18 protein-coding genes are annotated in these 17,857 nt (G+C 45.6%); 11 read left to right on the top strand and 7 right to left on the bottom strand.

Annotated features, from left to right (window positions below; genetic code table 11):
• Positions 1-13 precede the first annotated feature (13 nt).
• Positions 14-976: a tripartite tricarboxylate transporter substrate binding protein gene (locus tag ICN21_RS00930; protein ID WP_216176069.1), complete on the top strand. Its 963-nt coding sequence runs from the start codon at positions 14-16 to the stop codon at positions 974-976.
• Here the strand turns inward: ICN21_RS00930 and ICN21_RS00925 are convergent.
• Positions 973-1,335 carry a YkgJ family cysteine cluster protein gene (locus tag ICN21_RS00925; protein WP_216176067.1) on the bottom strand — a complete coding sequence of 121 codons (363 nt, stop codon included), beginning with the start codon at positions 1,333-1,335 and terminating at the stop codon, positions 973-975. The genes ICN21_RS00930 and ICN21_RS00925 overlap by 4 nt on opposite strands.
• A 219-nt stretch (positions 1,336-1,554) precedes the next feature.
• On the opposite strand from ICN21_RS00925, the gene ICN21_RS00920 reads away from it, so the two are divergent.
• The 3 genes from ICN21_RS00920 to ICN21_RS00910 all read left to right on the top strand — a co-directional run bounded on the left by ICN21_RS00920 (position 1,555) and on the right by ICN21_RS00910 (position 2,495).
• On the top strand, positions 1,555-1,725 hold the full coding sequence (locus tag ICN21_RS00920; protein WP_216176065.1) for a hypothetical protein: 171 nt from the start codon (positions 1,555-1,557) through the stop codon (positions 1,723-1,725).
• A 138-nt stretch (positions 1,726-1,863) separates the two neighbouring features.
• Positions 1,864-2,211: a type II toxin-antitoxin system RelE/ParE family toxin gene (locus ICN21_RS00915; RefSeq protein WP_215295032.1), complete on the top strand. Its 348-nt coding sequence runs from the start codon at positions 1,864-1,866 to the stop codon at positions 2,209-2,211.
• Positions 2,208-2,495, top strand: coding sequence for an XRE family transcriptional regulator (locus tag ICN21_RS00910; RefSeq protein WP_215295034.1), 288 nt, complete (start codon positions 2,208-2,210; stop codon positions 2,493-2,495). Before ICN21_RS00915 ends, ICN21_RS00910 begins: the two co-directional genes overlap by 4 nt.
• Before the next feature lie 66 nt (positions 2,496-2,561).
• On the opposite strand, the gene ICN21_RS00905 is transcribed toward ICN21_RS00910, so the two are convergent.
• The 3 genes from ICN21_RS00905 to ICN21_RS00895 form a co-directional block, all read right to left on the bottom strand.
• Positions 2,562-2,705 (bottom strand): hypothetical protein, encoded by a 144-nt coding sequence (locus ICN21_RS00905; protein WP_216125488.1) that lies wholly within the window; start codon positions 2,703-2,705, stop codon positions 2,562-2,564.
• Between the two features lie 120 nt (positions 2,706-2,825).
• On the bottom strand, positions 2,826-4,136 hold the full coding sequence (locus tag ICN21_RS00900) for a Y-family DNA polymerase (protein WP_216176062.1): 1,311 nt from the start codon (positions 4,134-4,136) through the stop codon (positions 2,826-2,828).
• Positions 4,133-4,636 (bottom strand): LexA family transcriptional regulator, encoded by a 504-nt coding sequence (locus tag ICN21_RS00895; RefSeq protein ID WP_251372011.1) that lies wholly within the window; start codon positions 4,634-4,636, stop codon positions 4,133-4,135. The genes ICN21_RS00900 and ICN21_RS00895 overlap by 4 nt, the downstream gene beginning before the upstream one ends.
• A 203-nt stretch (positions 4,637-4,839) precedes the next feature.
• Here ICN21_RS00895 and ICN21_RS00890 point away from each other — a divergent pair, with 203 nt between their 5' ends.
• Positions 4,840-5,907, top strand: coding sequence for a tartrate dehydrogenase (locus ICN21_RS00890; RefSeq protein WP_216176060.1), 1,068 nt, complete (start codon positions 4,840-4,842; stop codon positions 5,905-5,907).
• On the top strand, positions 5,904-6,854 hold the full coding sequence (locus tag ICN21_RS00885; RefSeq protein WP_216176059.1) for a tripartite tricarboxylate transporter substrate binding protein: 951 nt from the start codon (positions 5,904-5,906) through the stop codon (positions 6,852-6,854). Before ICN21_RS00890 ends, ICN21_RS00885 begins: the two co-directional genes overlap by 4 nt.
• Positions 6,855-6,951: 97 nt before the next feature.
• Here the strand turns inward: ICN21_RS00885 and ICN21_RS00880 are convergent, their stop codons facing one another.
• Entirely contained in the window at positions 6,952-7,773 is an 822-nt protein-coding gene (locus ICN21_RS00880; protein ID WP_216176057.1) for a M48 family metallopeptidase, read from the bottom strand.
• Positions 7,774-7,941: 168 nt separating this feature from the next.
• Here ICN21_RS00880 and ICN21_RS00875 point away from each other — a divergent pair, with 168 nt between their 5' ends.
• Together ICN21_RS00875 and ICN21_RS00870 are read left to right on the top strand one after the other, a co-directional pair.
• On the top strand, positions 7,942-8,265 hold the full coding sequence (locus tag ICN21_RS00875; RefSeq protein ID WP_215295045.1) for a type II toxin-antitoxin system RelE/ParE family toxin: 324 nt from the start codon (positions 7,942-7,944) through the stop codon (positions 8,263-8,265).
• Complete coding sequence (locus tag ICN21_RS00870; protein WP_216176055.1) at positions 8,262-8,570, top strand: helix-turn-helix transcriptional regulator; 309 nt, start codon at positions 8,262-8,264, stop codon at positions 8,568-8,570. Before ICN21_RS00875 ends, ICN21_RS00870 begins: the two co-directional genes overlap by 4 nt.
• 194 nt (positions 8,571-8,764) lie before the next feature.
• Here the strand turns inward: ICN21_RS00870 and ICN21_RS00865 are convergent, their stop codons facing one another.
• Both ICN21_RS00865 and ICN21_RS00860 read right to left on the bottom strand, forming a co-directional pair.
• A complete protein-coding gene (locus ICN21_RS00865) occupies positions 8,765-12,328 on the bottom strand; it encodes a UvrD-helicase domain-containing protein (RefSeq protein ID WP_370624035.1) in 3,564 nt (1,187 codons plus the stop codon).
• Complete coding sequence (locus tag ICN21_RS00860; protein ID WP_216176054.1) at positions 12,325-15,309, bottom strand: PD-(D/E)XK nuclease family protein; 2,985 nt, start codon at positions 15,307-15,309, stop codon at positions 12,325-12,327. The genes ICN21_RS00865 and ICN21_RS00860 overlap by 4 nt, the downstream gene beginning before the upstream one ends.
• A gap of 122 nt (positions 15,310-15,431) precedes the next feature.
• Here ICN21_RS00860 and trxA point away from each other — a divergent pair, with 122 nt between their 5' ends.
• The 3 genes from trxA (at position 15,432) to ICN21_RS00845 (ending at position 17,808) form a co-directional block, all read left to right on the top strand.
• A complete protein-coding gene (trxA, locus tag ICN21_RS00855; RefSeq protein ID WP_216176052.1) occupies positions 15,432-15,758 on the top strand; it encodes a thioredoxin TrxA in 327 nt (108 codons plus the stop codon).
• A 262-nt stretch (positions 15,759-16,020) separates the two neighbouring features.
• Positions 16,021-17,283, top strand: coding sequence for a transcription termination factor Rho (gene rho / locus ICN21_RS00850; protein WP_011903147.1), 1,263 nt, complete (start codon positions 16,021-16,023; stop codon positions 17,281-17,283).
• Between the two features lie 177 nt (positions 17,284-17,460).
• On the top strand, positions 17,461-17,808 hold the full coding sequence (locus tag ICN21_RS00845; protein WP_216176050.1) for a type B 50S ribosomal protein L31: 348 nt from the start codon (positions 17,461-17,463) through the stop codon (positions 17,806-17,808).
• Positions 17,809-17,857 lie beyond the last annotated feature (49 nt).

Below are 17,857 nucleotides of genomic sequence, written 5' to 3'. Positions count from 1 at the left end.
CTAGGACACTCCTATGCGCCACTCTCTCCTTCAAAAAATTACTAAATGTCTATTTGGTCTGAGCGCTATCTGTTTATTGCAAAGCCCATTATCTGCACAAACAGTGACTAAATTGATTGTGCCTACTGCACCTGGCGGCGGTACTGATGCACTTTTTAGAGTAGTGTCAAAAGATGCGCAGCGTTTTATCGGTGGACCAATCAGTATTCAGAACGTTCCTGGTGCAGGCGGCACGATTGGTCTTGCCCAAGTAGTGAACTCTGCGCCTGATGGCTATACGCTTGCTGGCGTGTGGCCTTCACCGGTGACAGTGGTTCCACAGACCAGTAAAGTACCCTACACCCCAAGTGACTATATTCCGGTGATTCAGCTCTCTACTGCGCCTTATATCTTTTGTGTGCGCCCTGACTTTCCGGCAAATGATGGTAAATCCTTGATGGAAGAGCTGCGTAAGAATCCTAAAAAATATACCTACGGCACTGATGGTCTTGGCGGCCCAGCACAGCTAGCTGCTGAGCGCATCTTTAGACCACAGAATATTGAAGCGGTTGATGTTCCCTACAAAGGCGCTGGTGAAACTATTATTGGTTTCTTATCCAATCAGATTGATATTTATGTGGGTTCTATTCCACCGGTAATACAACATGCCAATATTGGTAAGGCGAAATGTCTCTTAGTTTCCTCTGTGAATAGAAATGCACAGTTTCCTAACGCAAGCTCATTAAAAGATATTGGTCTTGCAAAAGAAGAGACTTTGCTTTGGCGCATTATCTTAGCCCCTAAAGGCACTAAACCTGAACGCATCAATCAAATTGTTCAGGCTTATAGCAAGGCAATGAAAGAGCCCGACACATTGCGCTACTTAGATGAAGTTGGTGAGTCCTCTGCAATCTTAACTGGCAAAGAACTACAAGATAAACTCAATCAAGAGTACGCCGCATTTAGCCAGATCGCGAAGACCTTGAATATGCGTTAAGGTGATTCTTGGCGTCGCTGTTTCGCGACCTCTTGTAGTCTCAAGCAATCAGGGTTAGGTGTTCCATCCTCGTTGAGGATATTAAATTCTCGGCAAGGACTGGGACGCTGTTCATAAATAGAGCAACGCCAGCCTTCTGCTTGGGTATGCCGTAGCGCGACACAAGGCGCTCCACCTTTTTCAGTGCCCTTCATGCAGGCTAAGTGGTCTGTAAGCTTTGTTGTCAGCTCTCCTGGAACGACACCCGCACCATTACCGGCAATTTCTCCATGGTAAAAACTCACCCGAAAATGCTGACAGCATTGGCCACATTCAAAGCAGGGATTGGCATCCTTAGACAGCTGATTCTCAAGAGTCATAGTCGCTTACCAACTACTTTCACTTTGATCGCTGTCGTTTTTTGGCAATGATTTTGAGTTTTATACAAAATTTTCTACTTTTTGATAGACATGTCATCACAGTTTACTCAGACTTCGCACAAGCATTAGATCTGCGGAGCGAAATACTGATTGGTTTACCGCCTGTTTTTAGATTGCTCCTCAGTCTTTGGGTCAAAAACCTAACAACGCTAGGAGGTAATGATGCGGATTCACCACTATCACTCTGAAGATGATGACTATTTTAATGAGTACGCCGACACCATTAAATATGACGCTTTAAAAGACCGGCTGCATTGGCAACATAAGACGCGTAAAGACATCCTATTAGATTATCGTTTTTACGATGATGATTGTGACTTTGATTACTAATGCAGTCATTATGCAAAGTCTAAAAAGAATTAGGGAATAAGGAGTTCTTTTTTGCATTAACTCATCAATCATTTATTCCTACAAGCAAATCAGTAATTTCTGATGTAATATATGTATCATTATTGGTACGCTATTGGGATGAAAACTCCAATTCTAGATGTGTACTTTTTTGCTTCCGATACAAGTAATGAACCAGTTAGGGAGTGGTTAAAAGCACTATCTACTAAAGATAAGAAATTAATGGGCGAAGATCTTAAAACTGTTCAATTTGGTTGGCCTCTTGGCATGCCTCTAGTGCGATATGTTGATAACGACATTTGGGAGGTTCGAAGCAAGTTGAGTAGTGGTATTGCCAGAGTGTTATTTGTTTTGGATGGTAACGCCATGGTTTTGATCCATGCATTTATAAAAAAGCAACGGAAGACTCCAAAACCAGATTTAGATCTAGCAAAGTCCAGAGTTAAGCAGTTAAGGAAACGTTTATGAAGAAAAAAAATATTGGCAGTAAGTTTGACGATTTCCTAAGGGAGGAGTCTCTCCTTGAGGAGTCGACTGCTATTGCAGTGAAACGCGTTATAGCCTGGCAAATAGAGCGAGAAATGGAAAAACAAAATCTCACTAAAACATCCATGGCTAAGAAAATGCATACTAGCCGTGCAGCCCTAAATCGTCTACTTGATGAGAGCGATACCAGCCTGACACTCATTACGCTTGCTAGTGCGGCGGCTGCCCTGGGAAAGATTATTAAATTTGAACTGAAGGCTGCTTAAAAGAGCAAGGGAATAAGGAATCCGTGATTTCCTTATTCCCCTTCTACCTACTGCATTTACTATCTTTTACTGATATCTGCGATTAAATACTTGCTTTGTTTCACCCTCATGACGCTTGGTATTTTTCAACACAGCGCAGTAAGACAGAATCATGATCACGGCCAATGAGATACCATTAAAGTTGTTCATTAGATTGCTTAATGTTTCCATTTGTTTTCTCCTTGTTTGCTATTTAATTTGCTGCTATGTATTCAGATTAGTGGTTCAAAAGCTCATGAAATGAGCTAGTAATCAATACTTAGTTTTACTGTTGTTTTTCATCTCTTTTTCTTAACGAGCTACTGGTAATTCATCCCACTGGGTGGTGTAGTTTGGTGACTTGTTTCCTGAGCGCATTTGCCATACTTGCTTGCTGCCGTTTGTACCGGCAGCTGCAGATCTGACTACCGCATTACCAAAACGAGTATTGATCTGGTCCATAGCTTTCATGAGGTGTGCAGACTTACCTTTACTTTCTATATCTTCAAAGAGGGATTGCTGAATCGTTGGCTTATCGCTAATCAGATTAAGAATGACGCCCGCCTTCTTGTAACGAAAGTTCGGCTGATAAATTTGTTGAAGGCCTGCCAGTGCTGCATTGGTTAACGTCAGCGTGTTATCTGTTGTATCTGATAGTGGAATCGTGACACTTTGATGATGCTGTGGCTCATGTTGCTTAAACGGATTTGTCTGAATAAATACTGTGAGCGCGCCCGTCACACTATCTTGGTTTCTTAACTTCTCTGCTGCCCGCGCTGCATGGGTGGCGACGGATTGGGCCAGCTCTGCCTGACTCGTGACCAACTTACCAAAGCTACGGGAGGCAATGATTTGTTGTTTGGTTGGCGCCACTTCTTCTAGCTTGAGACAAGAGACACCTCGCAGTTCATAACAAAGGCGCTCCATCACCACACCAAACTGCTGACGCATTGCCTGTGGTGAAGCTTGCAAGAGATCGAACACGCTATGAATATGTTGTGCCTTGAGTTTCTTGGCAATTTGCCTGCCGATACCCCACACCTCACCTACCTCAGTCTCACTCATCCACTGATAGAGCTCTTCTTTATTCATGGCATTGACATCACACACACCGGAAAACTGTTTGTGTTTTTTAGCCAAGTGATTAGCCAGCTTAGCTAAGGTCTTACTCGCGCCAATCCCAACACATACTGGCAAGCCAGTGGTGTCTTTGACCTGCTGTTTAATCTTTTGACCTAACTCAATCGTGTCTTGATATGGTTTTAAGACGGTCTCAATTTGTAAGAAACTCTCATCGATACTGTAAACCTCAAGATGAGGTGTAAAGCTGCGCAATACTTGCACTACGCGGTTACTCATATCACCGTATAAAGTGTAATTTGATGAGTAAGCTTGAATGCCATGCTTTTTTGCCAGATCTTGCATCTGAAACCAAGGTGTTCCCATCTTTACACCTAAGGCCTTGACTTCGGCACTACGCGCTACCGCGCAACCATCATTGTTTGAGAGCACCACCATCGGCACTTCTTCTAACTTAGGCTGAAACACCCGTTCGCAAGAAACATAGAAGTTATTCACATCGACTAAGGCGAATAAGGAGTTTGATGGTGAATAGGTACTCATTGCTTACTCCCTTTGCTATATCTTGTGCTGGCATTGCTGTACTTACGCACGACGCCAACGACGACACCCCAGATTTGCAACTCACTACCTTCACTAAAGGTGATGGGTTGATAGTTGGGGTTTTCAGGTTGTAGCTCAATGCGGCCACGTAATTGATAGAGGCGCTTGATGGTGTATTCACCATCTACCACTGCTACCACGATGTCTTTGTGTTTTGGTTTGAGGGCTTTATCCACGACTACCTTATCGCCATCGCAAATCCCCGCGCCCAGCATCGAATCCCCCTTCACAGTGAACATGAAGGTGGCTGGTTTGTTTTGTACTAGGTAATGATTGAGATCTAAACCATCCTCAGCGTAATCTGCTGCTGGACTGGGGAACCCAGCAGAAATCCGATGACTCAGGAGCTTGAACTCATAGGCGGCAAAATGACCGGCTAAGGCTTGTGGGGCCTGGCTAAGGGTTACTTTTGGGGAGCTCATTTGTTGCGTCATAGTCATTAATATACTGTATGTTTATACAGTATATGTAAAAACCGTAAAAATGAGGTCGTTTTTGTTGTTTTGGGGCTATGGGCACCATTCCGCCCCTCTTTTTATGGGCATACCCGAGTTCACCCTAAGGAAACTTAGGGGCAAGCGATTGCATAATGGCTCTAGAAGTTACTGCTGAAGTAGCTTATATAAAAAACAGTAGGAGACACATGAAGACGTACAAAATTGCATCTATTCCAGGCGATGGAATTGGCAAAGAAGTTATTCCTGAATGCGAAAAGGTTTTAAACGCTTTAAGCAAAAAACATCCTGAAGTCGCTTTTGAGTTTGAGCACTTCGATTGGGGTGGTGACTACTACCGTAAGCACGGCATCATGATGCCCGAGGATGGTCTTGATCCTTTGCGCTCCAAAGATGCCATCTTGTTTGGCTCAGCTGGCGACCCAAAGATTCCGGATCACATTACGCTGTGGGGATTGCGTTTAAAGATTTGCCAAGGCTTTGATCAATATGCGAACGTGCGCCCTACTCGCATTCTGCCTGGTATTGAAACTCCGCTACGCAATTGCAAACCGGATCAACTCGATTGGGTGATCGTGCGTGAGAACTCCGAAGGCGAATACTCTGGCTTAGGTGGCAGAGCACACCAAGGCCATCCGATTGAAGTGGCTTCCGATATGAGCATCCTCACCCGTGTTGGAGTTGAGCGTGTGCAACGTTATGCTTTTAAGTTAGCCCAGTCACGCCCTCGCAAGCATCTCACGGTGATTACTAAATCGAATGCGCAGCGCCACGGTATGGTGATGTGGGATGAGATCGCTAATATCGTGGCTAAAGATTTTCCAGACGTCACTTGGGATAAAGAATTAGTCGACGCTGCTACCGCACGCATGGTCAATCGCCCTGAGTCTTTAGACACCATTGTGGCGACTAACCTGCATGCTGATGTACTCAGTGACTTAGCTGCTGCACTTGCAGGTAGCTTAGGCATTGCACCCACCGGCAATATTGATCCAGAGCGTCGCTACCCTTCAATGTTTGAACCGATTCATGGTTCTGCTTTTGACATCATGGGTAAAGGTCTCGCTAATCCGATTGGCACCTTCTGGTCTGCCGTGATGATGCTCGACTTCTTGGGTGAAAAAACTTTAGGCGCCAAATTAATGACCACCATTGAAAAGGTGACCGCCAATCCAAAGTTACATACTCGTGATTTAGGTGGTACCGCCATGATGAGTGATGTGACGAATGCTGTTATCGAGGAGATCTCTAAATGAAGTTAATTAAATTCATGAGTGCTTGTTTTATTTCGTTTGGATTGCTGTCGGGAGCAGGCGCCCAACCCTTCCCAGACAAAACGATTCAGTACATCATCCCCTTCCCACCCGCTGGGGAGTCTGACTTAGTAGCACGCTACCAAGCTGAAATCTCTGCCAAGAAATTTAAACAACCGATGGTGGTGATTAACCGTGCTGGTGCTGGTGGCGCTCTAGTATGGAGTGCTCTGAATACTTATCCTGCTGACGGCACTACGGTAGTGGGTGTCAATATTCCCCATACGATCTTGCAACCTCTACAAGAAGGTATTCAGTACAAGACCGAAGATATTAATGCTATCTACTACTATCACTTCACGCCCGATGCCTTAATGGTTTCTGCAGATAGTCCCTACAAAACTTATCAAGAATTTATTGCGGCAGCTAAAAAAGAGCCGGGCAAGATGTCTTTAGCAGGCTCAGCCCAGTTCTCAGCGAACCACATGGCAGTGGAGCGTTTGAACAAACTGGCGGGTGTCAAAATCAATTACGTTCCTTTTAAAGGTACCGGTGATTTGATTACCGCTTTAATTGGGATGCACGTCGATGGCGCGATGGGTTACCTGCCATTAGCGATTCAGCAAAAAGGCAAAGTACGTACTCTTGCGATCGCCACTGAAAAACGCAACCCTGCGCTACCAGATGTGCCTACCTTTAAAGAACTGGGTCTGAACTGGGTTGACGGTGCTTATCGCGGCGTTGCTTTGCCAAAAGCCACGCCACTCGTCTTACAGCAAAAGATGTCTGACTACTTTGCGCAACTCAATGCCGATCCTGAGACCAAAAAGAAACTGGAAGAGTCTGGATTTGTATTGGTAGATGTACCGTTAGCCAAGATGCCTGCTTTCATAAAAGAGAAAACAGCTCAAGCTATGGAAGATGCTAAGAACGCAGGCATGATTAAGTAAGGCTTGTTAGATATTAATGACTGTTGCTTCAAATAAAAAACCACCGAATCTCGGTGGTTTTTTATTAGGCGCTTACTATTGCCATGCTCCCATGCAATCAGACATCACTCATAAAGTCGCCACCACCGTCATCCCAAGAACTAGAACCTCCATCATCCCAAGAGCTGGCGTCATTCACACCAAAGTTAGGATCTAAAGATGCGGGGCCACCAACTTGAGTGAGGTTCGGATTTGGGTTTGCACTGGAATGGCCGCCATCGTGACCGCCCATGAGATTATTTGCTAAGGCTTGACCAGCAACCATGCCAGCACCTAAAGCAGCGCCAGTAGCCAAGCTACCCATCAAGCCACTTCCCATGCCACCTGCAGCTGGAGCTCCAGGGTAGCCAGGACCACCTGGATAACCAGCAGGAGGACCACCTGGAGTACCAGGGTAACCAGCGCTAGGTGCGTTGTAGACCTGCACAGCTTCAGCCTTACGACGTCTCATCACAATAATGATGCCTACTACCAAGATCGCAATCAAACCCCAAAAGATTGGATTGCTAAAAATTGAGCCTTGAGCAGCGGCAGGGCCTGCTGCACCACTAGCGAGTTGCACTTGGAGTTTTTGTACAGACTCCGGTTGAGCAAATGGCAATCCTGGCGCAAGATTTTCTGCTTTGACAAAGTGATTGCGTGCGGCATCGAGCTTACCTTCTTTGAGATAAAGCTCAGCAGCTACATAGTGCGCTTTGGCACTATTAGGATGGTTCTGCAAAACCTCTTTCATCATGGCATCGGCTTTAGCCAACTGCCCAGATTGCACGGCTTGATATATCTCTGGCAAAGATGCCTCAGCGAATACGGGATTGCTAGCAAGCAATACCGCAGCGGCAAATGAACCAGCAAGTACATTAATTAGATTACGCATTTTCATGATGACTCCTTATAGGATGTTTCTTGCGAATTTCATTATCCCTAGTTTCGGGATTTTTGCTATTCCCCTCCTATATGGGGGCTTTTGGGTGTAATTCAAGATGCATAACCCTTTCATTTTCAAGTGCTTTCCTGATACAATGTTAACAAATTTGTTATCATCAGTGCGATGACATATTCCATTATTTATATCAGTCAGGAGGTTCAAGAAGACATCATGGATCTACCCTGCACACTAAAAGCACGCTACATTTGCTTAACTGAACGAATGATCGAATATGGGCCTAATTTGGGTTTACCGCACACCAATGCATTTGGTGGCGGCTTATTTGAATTGCGACTAAAAGGAGCCGAAGGCATTGCAAGGGTTTTTTTCTGCACGCTCATTAAACGAGAGATTGTGATGCTGCATAGCTTCATTAAAAAGACTCAAAAGACGCCGGAGACTGAAATAAAAATTGCTAAACAGCGCATGAAGGAGTTGAATAAATGACAATCAAAAAAACTAAACTCTTAAGCCATAAACAAATGGTTAGCAAGCTGCTAAAGGATCCTGCTATCAAAGCAGAGGTTGCCAAACTGAATCGCGAAGAATTTGCGATTCTAGATGAGATACTCGCCGCCAGAAAAAAAGCGGGGCTCTCCCAAGCAGAAATTGCTAAACGCATGGGAACTCAAGCCCCTGCAATTGCAAGATTAGAAAGCTCATTGGCTAGTGGCAAACACTCCCCAAGTCTAAATACCCTCAGGAAGTATGCGGCTGCTCTAGGTAAAAGAATTGAACTTCATTTGGTGTAATCTTCAAGGCAATATGAAGAAGAAAATTATTAGGCACAGCGCAGAAGAGGATGAGGTAATTACAAAGGCGGCTATGTCTGATCCAGACCCTCTTCCCCTCGCAGAAGAAGAGTGGAATGAAATCAAACACAGAACAATTCATGGTTGAGGAATACCTCTGGGGCGTAGCTCTGAAAAAAAGAGTGCGAAAAGCTTTAAAGCTCCTTGATCTCACCCAAGGAAGATATTAAATAAGCCTTATTAGGCTTGTCCTTGCGGATACGACTTAACTCAGCCCGGTAGTTTTGGAGTTGCTCGCGATATTTTTCATACTTCTCAGTTCCTACTGCTGGAATGGTGAGCTTGTAATCGATGATGGCGATGTAGTCATCTAACTCAATCAAGCGATCCATGCGATAGCTCTTACCTTCTTTACTTGCAATATCTAACTCATTCCACGCGGCAATCCATTGACCTGAGGTTAGATACTTGCTGAGCTCTGGCGCTTCCAATACTGTCTGGGCGCGCTCGATCACTTTCTGGGCATGGGCTTCATCTACACCAAGCCAATTCATCACCTCTTGCTCGCTTGGCATCTGTGTTGGCCGTGCTTTAGTCGAGTCGGCAGTGACAAACTCCAACAGTTTATGAAAATGTGTACCTTCCTCTAAGATCTCTAGATCAGGTTCTGATGTTTGCTCACCTGCACCAGCAAATACTTCTACCGTGATGCCATCCTGAATATCACAAAGCAATTGAGCATGACTTTCTTGGGCCGGGTTCCACTCCAGGACAAAATCTTCGACGGCACTTTCTGGAGCGCTCTTTAGTTTGATCTTCGTCTCTTTGGACTTATCAGTCTGATCCTGGGTAACTTGATAGATCGCTAACCCAGCACTATTGGCCTTACCGTACCAAGACGTTTTATCTAGACCATCGGGATTATTCTTAGTGGGTTTCTGGGCATCGCCACTAATCCATAAACCTTGGCGAGCACGGGTCATCGCCACATAAAGTAAGTTCCAGTTTTCATTTTCGCCAATACGCTTTTCTTCTTCGTTGATCTCAGCGCGAGGGCTAGTTAATGTTTTGGAAGTAAAGAGGGATAGATGGAAAGGACTCTCTTCTTCTGGCGCCCAATCAATCAATACCCCGCTGTAGTCCACATTAGTATCCGTGTTATTGGTATCTAACATGATCACAAAAGGAGATTCCAATCCTTTTGCTCCATGGATCGTCATCAAGCGCACACGCTTATGGCGATCTTCTTCTGACATCTCACTTTCTTCATCAATGTCGACTAAATTGTCATCACTTGCCGCATCAACATCACCCTCATCAGGTGTTTCATCATCATCGCCACGACGCTTGGCATTAATTTCTTGAATAAAACGACTTAGGCTTGGGTATTGGCCACCATCTTGATTCAGCGCCACCTCCAAAAAGGCATCTAAGTTTGCCAATACCTGTGGACGATCAAGATCCTGACAGACGGCGGCGTATTTGAGGCGCACATCACCCTCTTGGTAAATACGATCTAATAAGTCATGCACTGGTAGACGCTCACCGAGTAAATGCCAGTGCTGGAGATAACGCGCTGCAAACTGTAATTTTACATCCTGACTATCTTGCAGAGCATCCCACCAAGAACGATATTGACCTGATGTCATGGCAACGGCCAACTGCTGCATTTGCTTTTCAGTAAAGCCAAAGATGGGGCAGCGCAATACTTGGGCTAATGGCAAATCATGACGCGGGGTCACTAGCACTGTTAATAAAGCAATCAGGTCATCGATCTCAAGTGTATTTAACAAACCACCTAAGCGCGAGCTCTCATACGCAAGGTCTGCTTCACGCAGCGCTCGCTCATATTGAGGTAAAAACTTACGGCGCTTGACCAATAAAAGGAAATCACTTGCTCTTGCCTCTCTCCAAAACTCTTTACCGCCCTCTTTATCTACCACTTTACGGGTGGCGATAATTTCTTTAATGAGACGAGCAACTAATGCACCTTCTTGTTGGCGCTGAACCACTGCAACCGTCTCGCTAGAGTCTGCAATCGCTTTATCAAAAGCGCTACCCTCTCGTACTGCTTCAACTTTTTCTGCATAGGGTATTAAAGGAAGTAAATAAATCTCACCCTCTTTGGCATAAGTCTCTGTGGGCTGATGGTCTATTGGGCTAGACCACAGAGTTTCTTGTTTGGTATATGGATATTCTGGCGGAATCTGCTCACTCTGGAAGATCGTATTGACCGCTGTATTAATTTGATCTGCATTGCGACGTGTTTTATCTTGCTCTATGTAAGCAGCACCTAAGTTCTGATGCAAAAACGCTCTTGCACTCACAAACAATCTAGGGTCAGCACGACGAAAACGATAAATCGATTGCTTAGGGTCGCCCACAATAAACACTTTAGGCTTCTCATCACCTTCACTATAGCCTGCTAACCATGCTCGCAAAATTTGCCATTGCAATGGATTGGTATCTTGGAACTCATCTACTAGGATTTGTTTATATTTAGCATCTAAGCGCGATTGCAGATATGCAGCGTTAGTAGCATCATCCATTAGCATACTCACGCCAATCTCTAAGTCATCGAAGTCACGCACGCGCATATTTTCTTTTGCGGCATTAGCGTGCGCCATCATCGATTGATTGAGCGCAAACCAGGCCTCGTTCATGGCAAAGACATCCTGCTCTGCCTGCCAGAGGAGGTATTCCTCAAAAGTGTGACCCCAAGACTGCTTAAAGCTGATGTGTTCACTAACTCGGTCGGACATCCCTTCATTATTTAAAAAGGTTTGTAATGCACTCAAAGCACTATCGTTGCCAGCTCGGTACTTCACTGGCTCTTTTGTTAAGAAGACACTTTGCAAGGTAGCAGCAATATCCATCACATTGCCACCACGCTGCTTACATACAATGGCCGGTAATAGATTGGGCAATAGTTTTTGATCATTTGCACTGCTATTCCTCAGGCAATGCGCTAAAAACTCCAGATCAGCTAATGCGCTTGGCGCATCCCACTGCGCAATTAATGGGTTAGGTAAATTGAGTTTGGGTAGCGTTTGTTTTAAACGCTCTATTGGACTATTACCGGTTTGTTTGCAATCCTTCGCAAAAAAACTCCATGCTCCCCTTTGTTTAAAGAGACTGCTTCTTCCCATTAAAAGCTTTTGTGTCTCGTGTGAGCCAAGCTGGTTCAGTAAGACGTCATAATGCGCCTTGAGTTCTGGTGTGAGATCGCCCCACCAATCATCAAGACACTCTTCTTGCAGGCGCTTGGCGTCTTCACGCAACTTAAATCCTGGCTGAATCCCCAAGGAGACCGGCGCTGCACCGAGTAATCTGCCAAACCAACCATGAAAGGTATCAATCACAATTGGCTGTGGGTTTGCTAGCACTTGCTCATAAAGTGCTTTAGCCTTCGCTAAAGATTGCTCCGCTTGCTCTAGCTCCATACCTCTAGCGATGAGCTCCTTTGTTAAAGAGGTGTCATCACTTTTTGAGAACTGCTCTAGCAATCCATATAAGCGATCACGCATCTCTTGTGCCGCTTTGCGTGTAAATGTTAATGCAAGAATCTCTTGAGGTTTCACACCATCAAGCAAGAGTCGCACCATTCTTGCTACGAGTAACCATGTCTTACCACTGCCGGCGCAAGCAGAAACAATGACTGAACGCTGGGGGTCACAGGCGAGCTTTTCTGAATAAGCTTGCTTCTCAGGAAGTATGTTCATCTGCGCATTGAGCTGCATATTTAGCGGATCACTCACCAGATCCCCTTTCTGCAAATGCCCCGCGCTTCACAGTATTGACACACCCCTTCAGGCGCAAATGCTTGCATGGGCTTTTTAGCCCACAGTTGCTCTATATCTTCTGTGATTTGCTCAGAAAACTGCTGCATCATGGCTGGCATATCGACTACCTCTTGACCGCGTAATGCTTTGTGGTCACCCTTGGAAAGATCAGCTTTTAGCGCCACCCACTCTGCCTGCTGAACTACATGACCTGTGAGCTTATGATTTTCTTGCTCTTCGTTAGCAGCACGGGCATAGATTAATAATTGCGGGTCATCTAAAAGATGCTCCGCGCGTACTTTGACTCTCTCAAAGCGTTGATTTTTGTAATCAATCACTGAGGCCAGTGCGTTATCACCGACCTGTACGTCATAGCGATCTGCAAAGCCCTCAATGCGAATCGTTTTAGGAGCGCCCTCGGCATCTTTAAACGGTAGATCAAAGCCAACTTTGACTTCGCCGTCAAAGTATTGCCAGCCCGCTTGCTCGCGTTGCAATTGCCAATCAATAAAACTTGGGATTTGTTTTTGCCAATCTCGCAATGTACCCATCACTCTGGCATCGCCTTCAACCAAAGTAGCAAACTCTTGTTCAGAATGAATGGTAAGACTCTTTTCCATCCAGGCGCGTCTTTGATCTTGATCTGTCTTGATGGCCGGATTGGTGTGTTCTTGAGTTTTCAGTGCTTGATAAAAACGCTTGAGTAATTTGTGCAAGGTCTGCCCTGTTAAGGAAGCATCAAAGCCCTCATCAAAACCTTTGTTCTTTCTTAAACCCAATAGGCTACGCACGTAATAGCGATATGGACAATCGCGAAGAGCCTTATAGGCACTCGGACTCATCGATAAGGGCATGGGTAATGCTTCTTCAAAATGTGCAACTGCCATATCCATTTGACTGGATTGAAAGGCTCGCTTTTTGAGCTGTGTGGGAATAGCCTGCCATCCAAGCTGATTTTGTAAGCGCTGTAGCCATGCCGCTGGTCTCAATGGCTCTCCGTTATTACTCTTACTTTGCCAAAGTAAATCAACCTTGGGGCATGACACTAACAGTTGAGAAAGATCTCGCGCCTGCTGCACAAACTGCATTGCAACGGTAGAAGTCTTTAAGAGTTGATTGAGCGCATCTGAGAAAAATAAGGGCGGCTCTGAGTATGCTGGCAGCTGCTGTTCATCACAACCTGCCACTACGACTGCTTCAAAGTCACGCAGACGCGTTGAGCTCAGTGGCAAGATGCTGAGGGTTGCCTGAGCTTCCTTGCCAACTTCTTGATAGCTTGCACCTTCAATCACAGTTTTGAGCAAACTCAGCCACTCGCTTAAACGAATAGGTGCTGCTTGATACTGCGTCTTACTTAAATCAAATGTCTTGAGCACCTCTAATAGTTGCTTACCAGCAGAGTCTTGATGAAGGCTTTGTGCCATACCTGTATCTTGAAGATTGGTTTGCAACAGCCTATAAGCCTGATTGCAATCAACCTTGAGCGTCAGCCATTCATGATGTCGCTCTCTAACAAACTGCAATAACTCCAATAAAGCAGCGCTTGGCAATTTGCTTGAAGTTTTGGCCGCATTATCTTGCGCGCCTTCAATAGCTAGGTGGAAAGTTTTCCAACCAGACTCGGCCTTACTTGCCACCAAGATATCTTCTAATTCTGCAATGAGTCCAGTGCAAGTATCTGGATCTCGGTTGAGAACTTTTCCAAGATCAAAAAAGGGATTTTGCAAAAACTCGAGTAATGCTTTTGCACTTGGTCCATCCTTAGGCGCTTTGATGAGATCCAACCAACTATTTAAGGCCGCCGCTGCACGCGTTGTCGATAACTTCCAACCAGTCTCATCACGAATATTCAGCGCGGGACCCAATCTTGCCAGCAGTGCTCGCGCCCTTCTCGCTACTAAACGATCTTGCGCAACGAGTGCTAACTTGGTCTTACCATCGATGAGATGTTGCTCAATGGTTTTAGCGGCGGCCCAAGCCAGTTCTTCAAAGCGTTTCGCTGAGATCAGCCGCCACGCTTTGCTTTGTGTCCGTTTGGCATTGCTTAATGCCTGAGTCCTTGCCTGCTGGTCATCTTCAACGTCAATCGCTTCTGACCACAAGCCCACATCGCGCCAATCCATCTTGACCTCTACAACGGGCGCATATTGGGCATACTCACTCAGTAAGTTGCCAATAATCTCTTGGTCAATTGGCGTGGGATCGGCAGTCTCTACCCAAATGAGAGGTCTTGCTTGATTTACTTCTTGAGCGGCTGCGATAGCTTCAAGGTGTGCCACCATTGCAAACTGATTCCGAAATACTGGATCGCTCATGCTCGCGGTATAGCGCCAGAAGGTGAGCAAGACTTTGGTTTCTTGATCAACCACCTTTCGCGCCATCCCGGAATAGACTTTGGCAACGGTCATATCCAATAATGCTTGCGCTTGATCACCCCAGACTTCACCAATATTGCTCTGCTTAGCTTGATCCTCTTGCATCAATGCATGGAATTGTTTTTGTAATTGTGGGAACACTGCTTTGGATAAGGTGTCGCATGCTTCCACAATCGCTTGCGCTAACCCCCATGCGCCAGTTTCACTCTCCGCTTTAAACCACGCTTGCAATTCTGGATGTTTACGCAAAGTGGTGTAGACACCCAGCCATCTCTCTAAATCCGTTTGTTTTTTTGGAAATTTCCATGCGCCTGGCGCTGCTTCCAACCAATCGGCAAAACTAATCACTTGCGGCAAGAATGCAATCTCGGGATCGAGATTTTGCGGTCGATATTTTTCAAGTGCTGCCCTCACTCCGATGAGGGGACCTGCAGTGCTGAGTACCACTAAGGGGCGCTGCTGGGTTTGCGCCGCACCATCCCAAATACCCCTTGCTAACTGTTCCAGCGCAGTAGCATCAGGCGTGATGGCCCATGGCTGCACTTGCTTTTGATCGGAAATTGTCGGGAATGGGTGAAGCATGAATGGAGTAATTTATCTATTTTGAGCAGAATGTTTCGCTTATTGCTAATATAAGCTCTGTAACGCCACAATTAACCAACTCGCTAAATGCGTAGCTAAATAAGCCTAAATAAGGAATTTTCATGAGTGCCGGCATTAAATATGTAACTGACGCCTCTTTCGAACAAGACGTCCTCAAGTCCGATAAACCTGTACTGCTCGACTTCTGGGCTGAATGGTGTGGTCCTTGCAAAATGATTGGTCCCATCCTGGAAGAACTCTCCAGTGAGTATGGCGACAAGTTGCAAATCGCAAAAATGAACGTGGATGAGAACCAAGGTGTCCCTGCCCAGTTCAATATTCGTGGCATTCCGACCTTGATCCTATTCAAAAATGGCACTGTAGCTGCTCAAAAAGTAGGCGCTTTGGCCAAATCTCAGTTAACTGCATTTATTGATAGTCATCTATAAATCATCTCAGACCACAGGTTCACCCGTTGAGCCTGTGGTATTTACCTATTTCTAGCTCTTGCCAGACCCGTTTTTTAGTGTAGTATTGCATTTAACAGTAGTTCAGCGCCTTCTTGAGAGCGCCCCTTTCCAGCAATTTACCTCCCCCTTCTTTTAGCAAACTCCAAAATTCTGTCTTCCCATATCTGCGTGATCTCCATCAGCGCGGCGATACCCCAAAACAAATTTCCCTTATTCATTTTTATCAACACCCGAGAACCACATGCAATTAACTGAACTCAAAGTCCTCCACGTATCTGCTCTGCTCGAAATGGCAGCTAGCTTGGAGATTGAAAACACGCAACGGATGCGCAAACAAGAATTGATGTTTGCGATTCTGAAGAAACGCGCTAAAGCTGGTGAAACCGTTTTCGGTGATGGCACTTTGGAAGTCTTGCCGGATGGCTTTGGCTTCTTGCGCTCTCCAGAAGCCTCTTACATGGCTTCTCCAGACGATATTTATATCTCTCCAGCGCAGATTCGCCGCTTTAACTTACACACTGGTGACAGCGTAGAAGGTGAAGTACGCACCCCTAAAGATGGTGAGCGTTACTTTGCTTTGGTAAAGGTCGACAAGATCAACGGTTTGGCTCCAGAAGCCCTCAAGAACCGCATCATGTTCGAGAACTTAACCCCTTTGCACCCAAACCGGGTAATCAGTCTTGAGCGCGATATCAAGGCAGAAGAAAACTTGACTGGTCGCATTATCGACATGATCTCCCCAATTGGTTACGGCCAACGTGGTCTGATCGTAGCATCACCAAAGTCTGGCAAGACCGTGATGATGCAACACATTGCACACGCTATTGCCGCAAATAATCCTGAAGCGATTCTCATCGTCTTGCTCGTTGACGAGCGCCCTGAAGAGGTGACTGAGATGCAACGCTCGGTGCGCGGTGAAGTGGTTGCCTCTACTTTCGATGAGCCAGCTGTCCGTCACGTTCAAGTTGCCGAGATGGTGATTGAAAAAGCAAAACGTTTAGTAGAGATGGGTAAAGATGTGATCATCTTGCTTGACTCGATTACTCGCTTAGCACGCGCCTACAACACCGTAGTGCCTTCATCAGGCAAAGTACTTTCTGGTGGTGTGGATGCCAACGCATTACAACGTCCAAAACGCTTCTTCGGTGCAGCTCGTAATATTGAAGAAGGCGGTTCATTAACCATCATCGCTACTGCCCTGATTGAAACCGGTAGCCGCATGGATGATCTCATCTATGAAGAGTTCAAAGGTACCGGTAATATGGAGGTTCACCTTGAGCGTCGTCTGGCTGAGCGTCGTGTTTACCCATCGATTAACCTTAATAAGTCTGGCACCCGTCGTGAGGAGCTCTTGGTGAAAGCTGAGAACCTCCAGAAGATCTGGGTATTGCGTAAATTGCTGGCTGATATGGATGACATTGAGGCGATGAACTTCATCGTCGATAAGCTCAAATCGACTAAAAACAACGGCGAATTCTTCGACCTGATGCGTCGCGGAGGCTAATTTAGGGGTCTTAGGGGGTGATTTAGCCCCTTTTGGACTCCAAAAGCGCGCTTTGTTATTGATTTCATGGCATAATTTCGCCTTTGTTACACCAATCACTGCTTTTAACTTGGGAAAGTATTTAAGTTGCTATCATCAAACGGCGACATAAACGGCTACCCGCTCATAGGACTCAAAATGAAACCTGGCATTCACCCCGAATATCGTGAAATCGTCTTTATAGACGTTTCCAATAACTTCAGCTTCAAGACTCGCTCCACTATGTCTACTAAAGAGACAATCAAGTGGGAAGATGGCAAGGAATATCCTTTGGCCAAGATCGAGACTTCATCTGAATCACACCCTTTCTACACTGGTACCCAAAAAATCATGGATACCGCTGGTCGTGTTGAGAAATTCCGTCAGAAATTCGGTACCAAAGCGGTTGCTAAGGCTGCCGGTGATGGCGCTGCTAAAACGGCTGAGAAAAAAGCGGCTGCTGCAGAAGCTAAAGCTGCCGAAAAGTCAGCTAAGAAGAAGGCTTAATACACTTCATATTCGCAGGGTATGGCAATGCCCTTCTCTGCGAGATAAT

The sequence above is a fragment of the Polynucleobacter sp. AP-Feld-500C-C5 genome, assembly GCF_018882265.1.
GTDB lineage: Bacteria > Pseudomonadota > Gammaproteobacteria > Burkholderiales > Burkholderiaceae > Polynucleobacter.
This window is presented reverse-complemented; position numbering and strand designations above follow the sequence as displayed.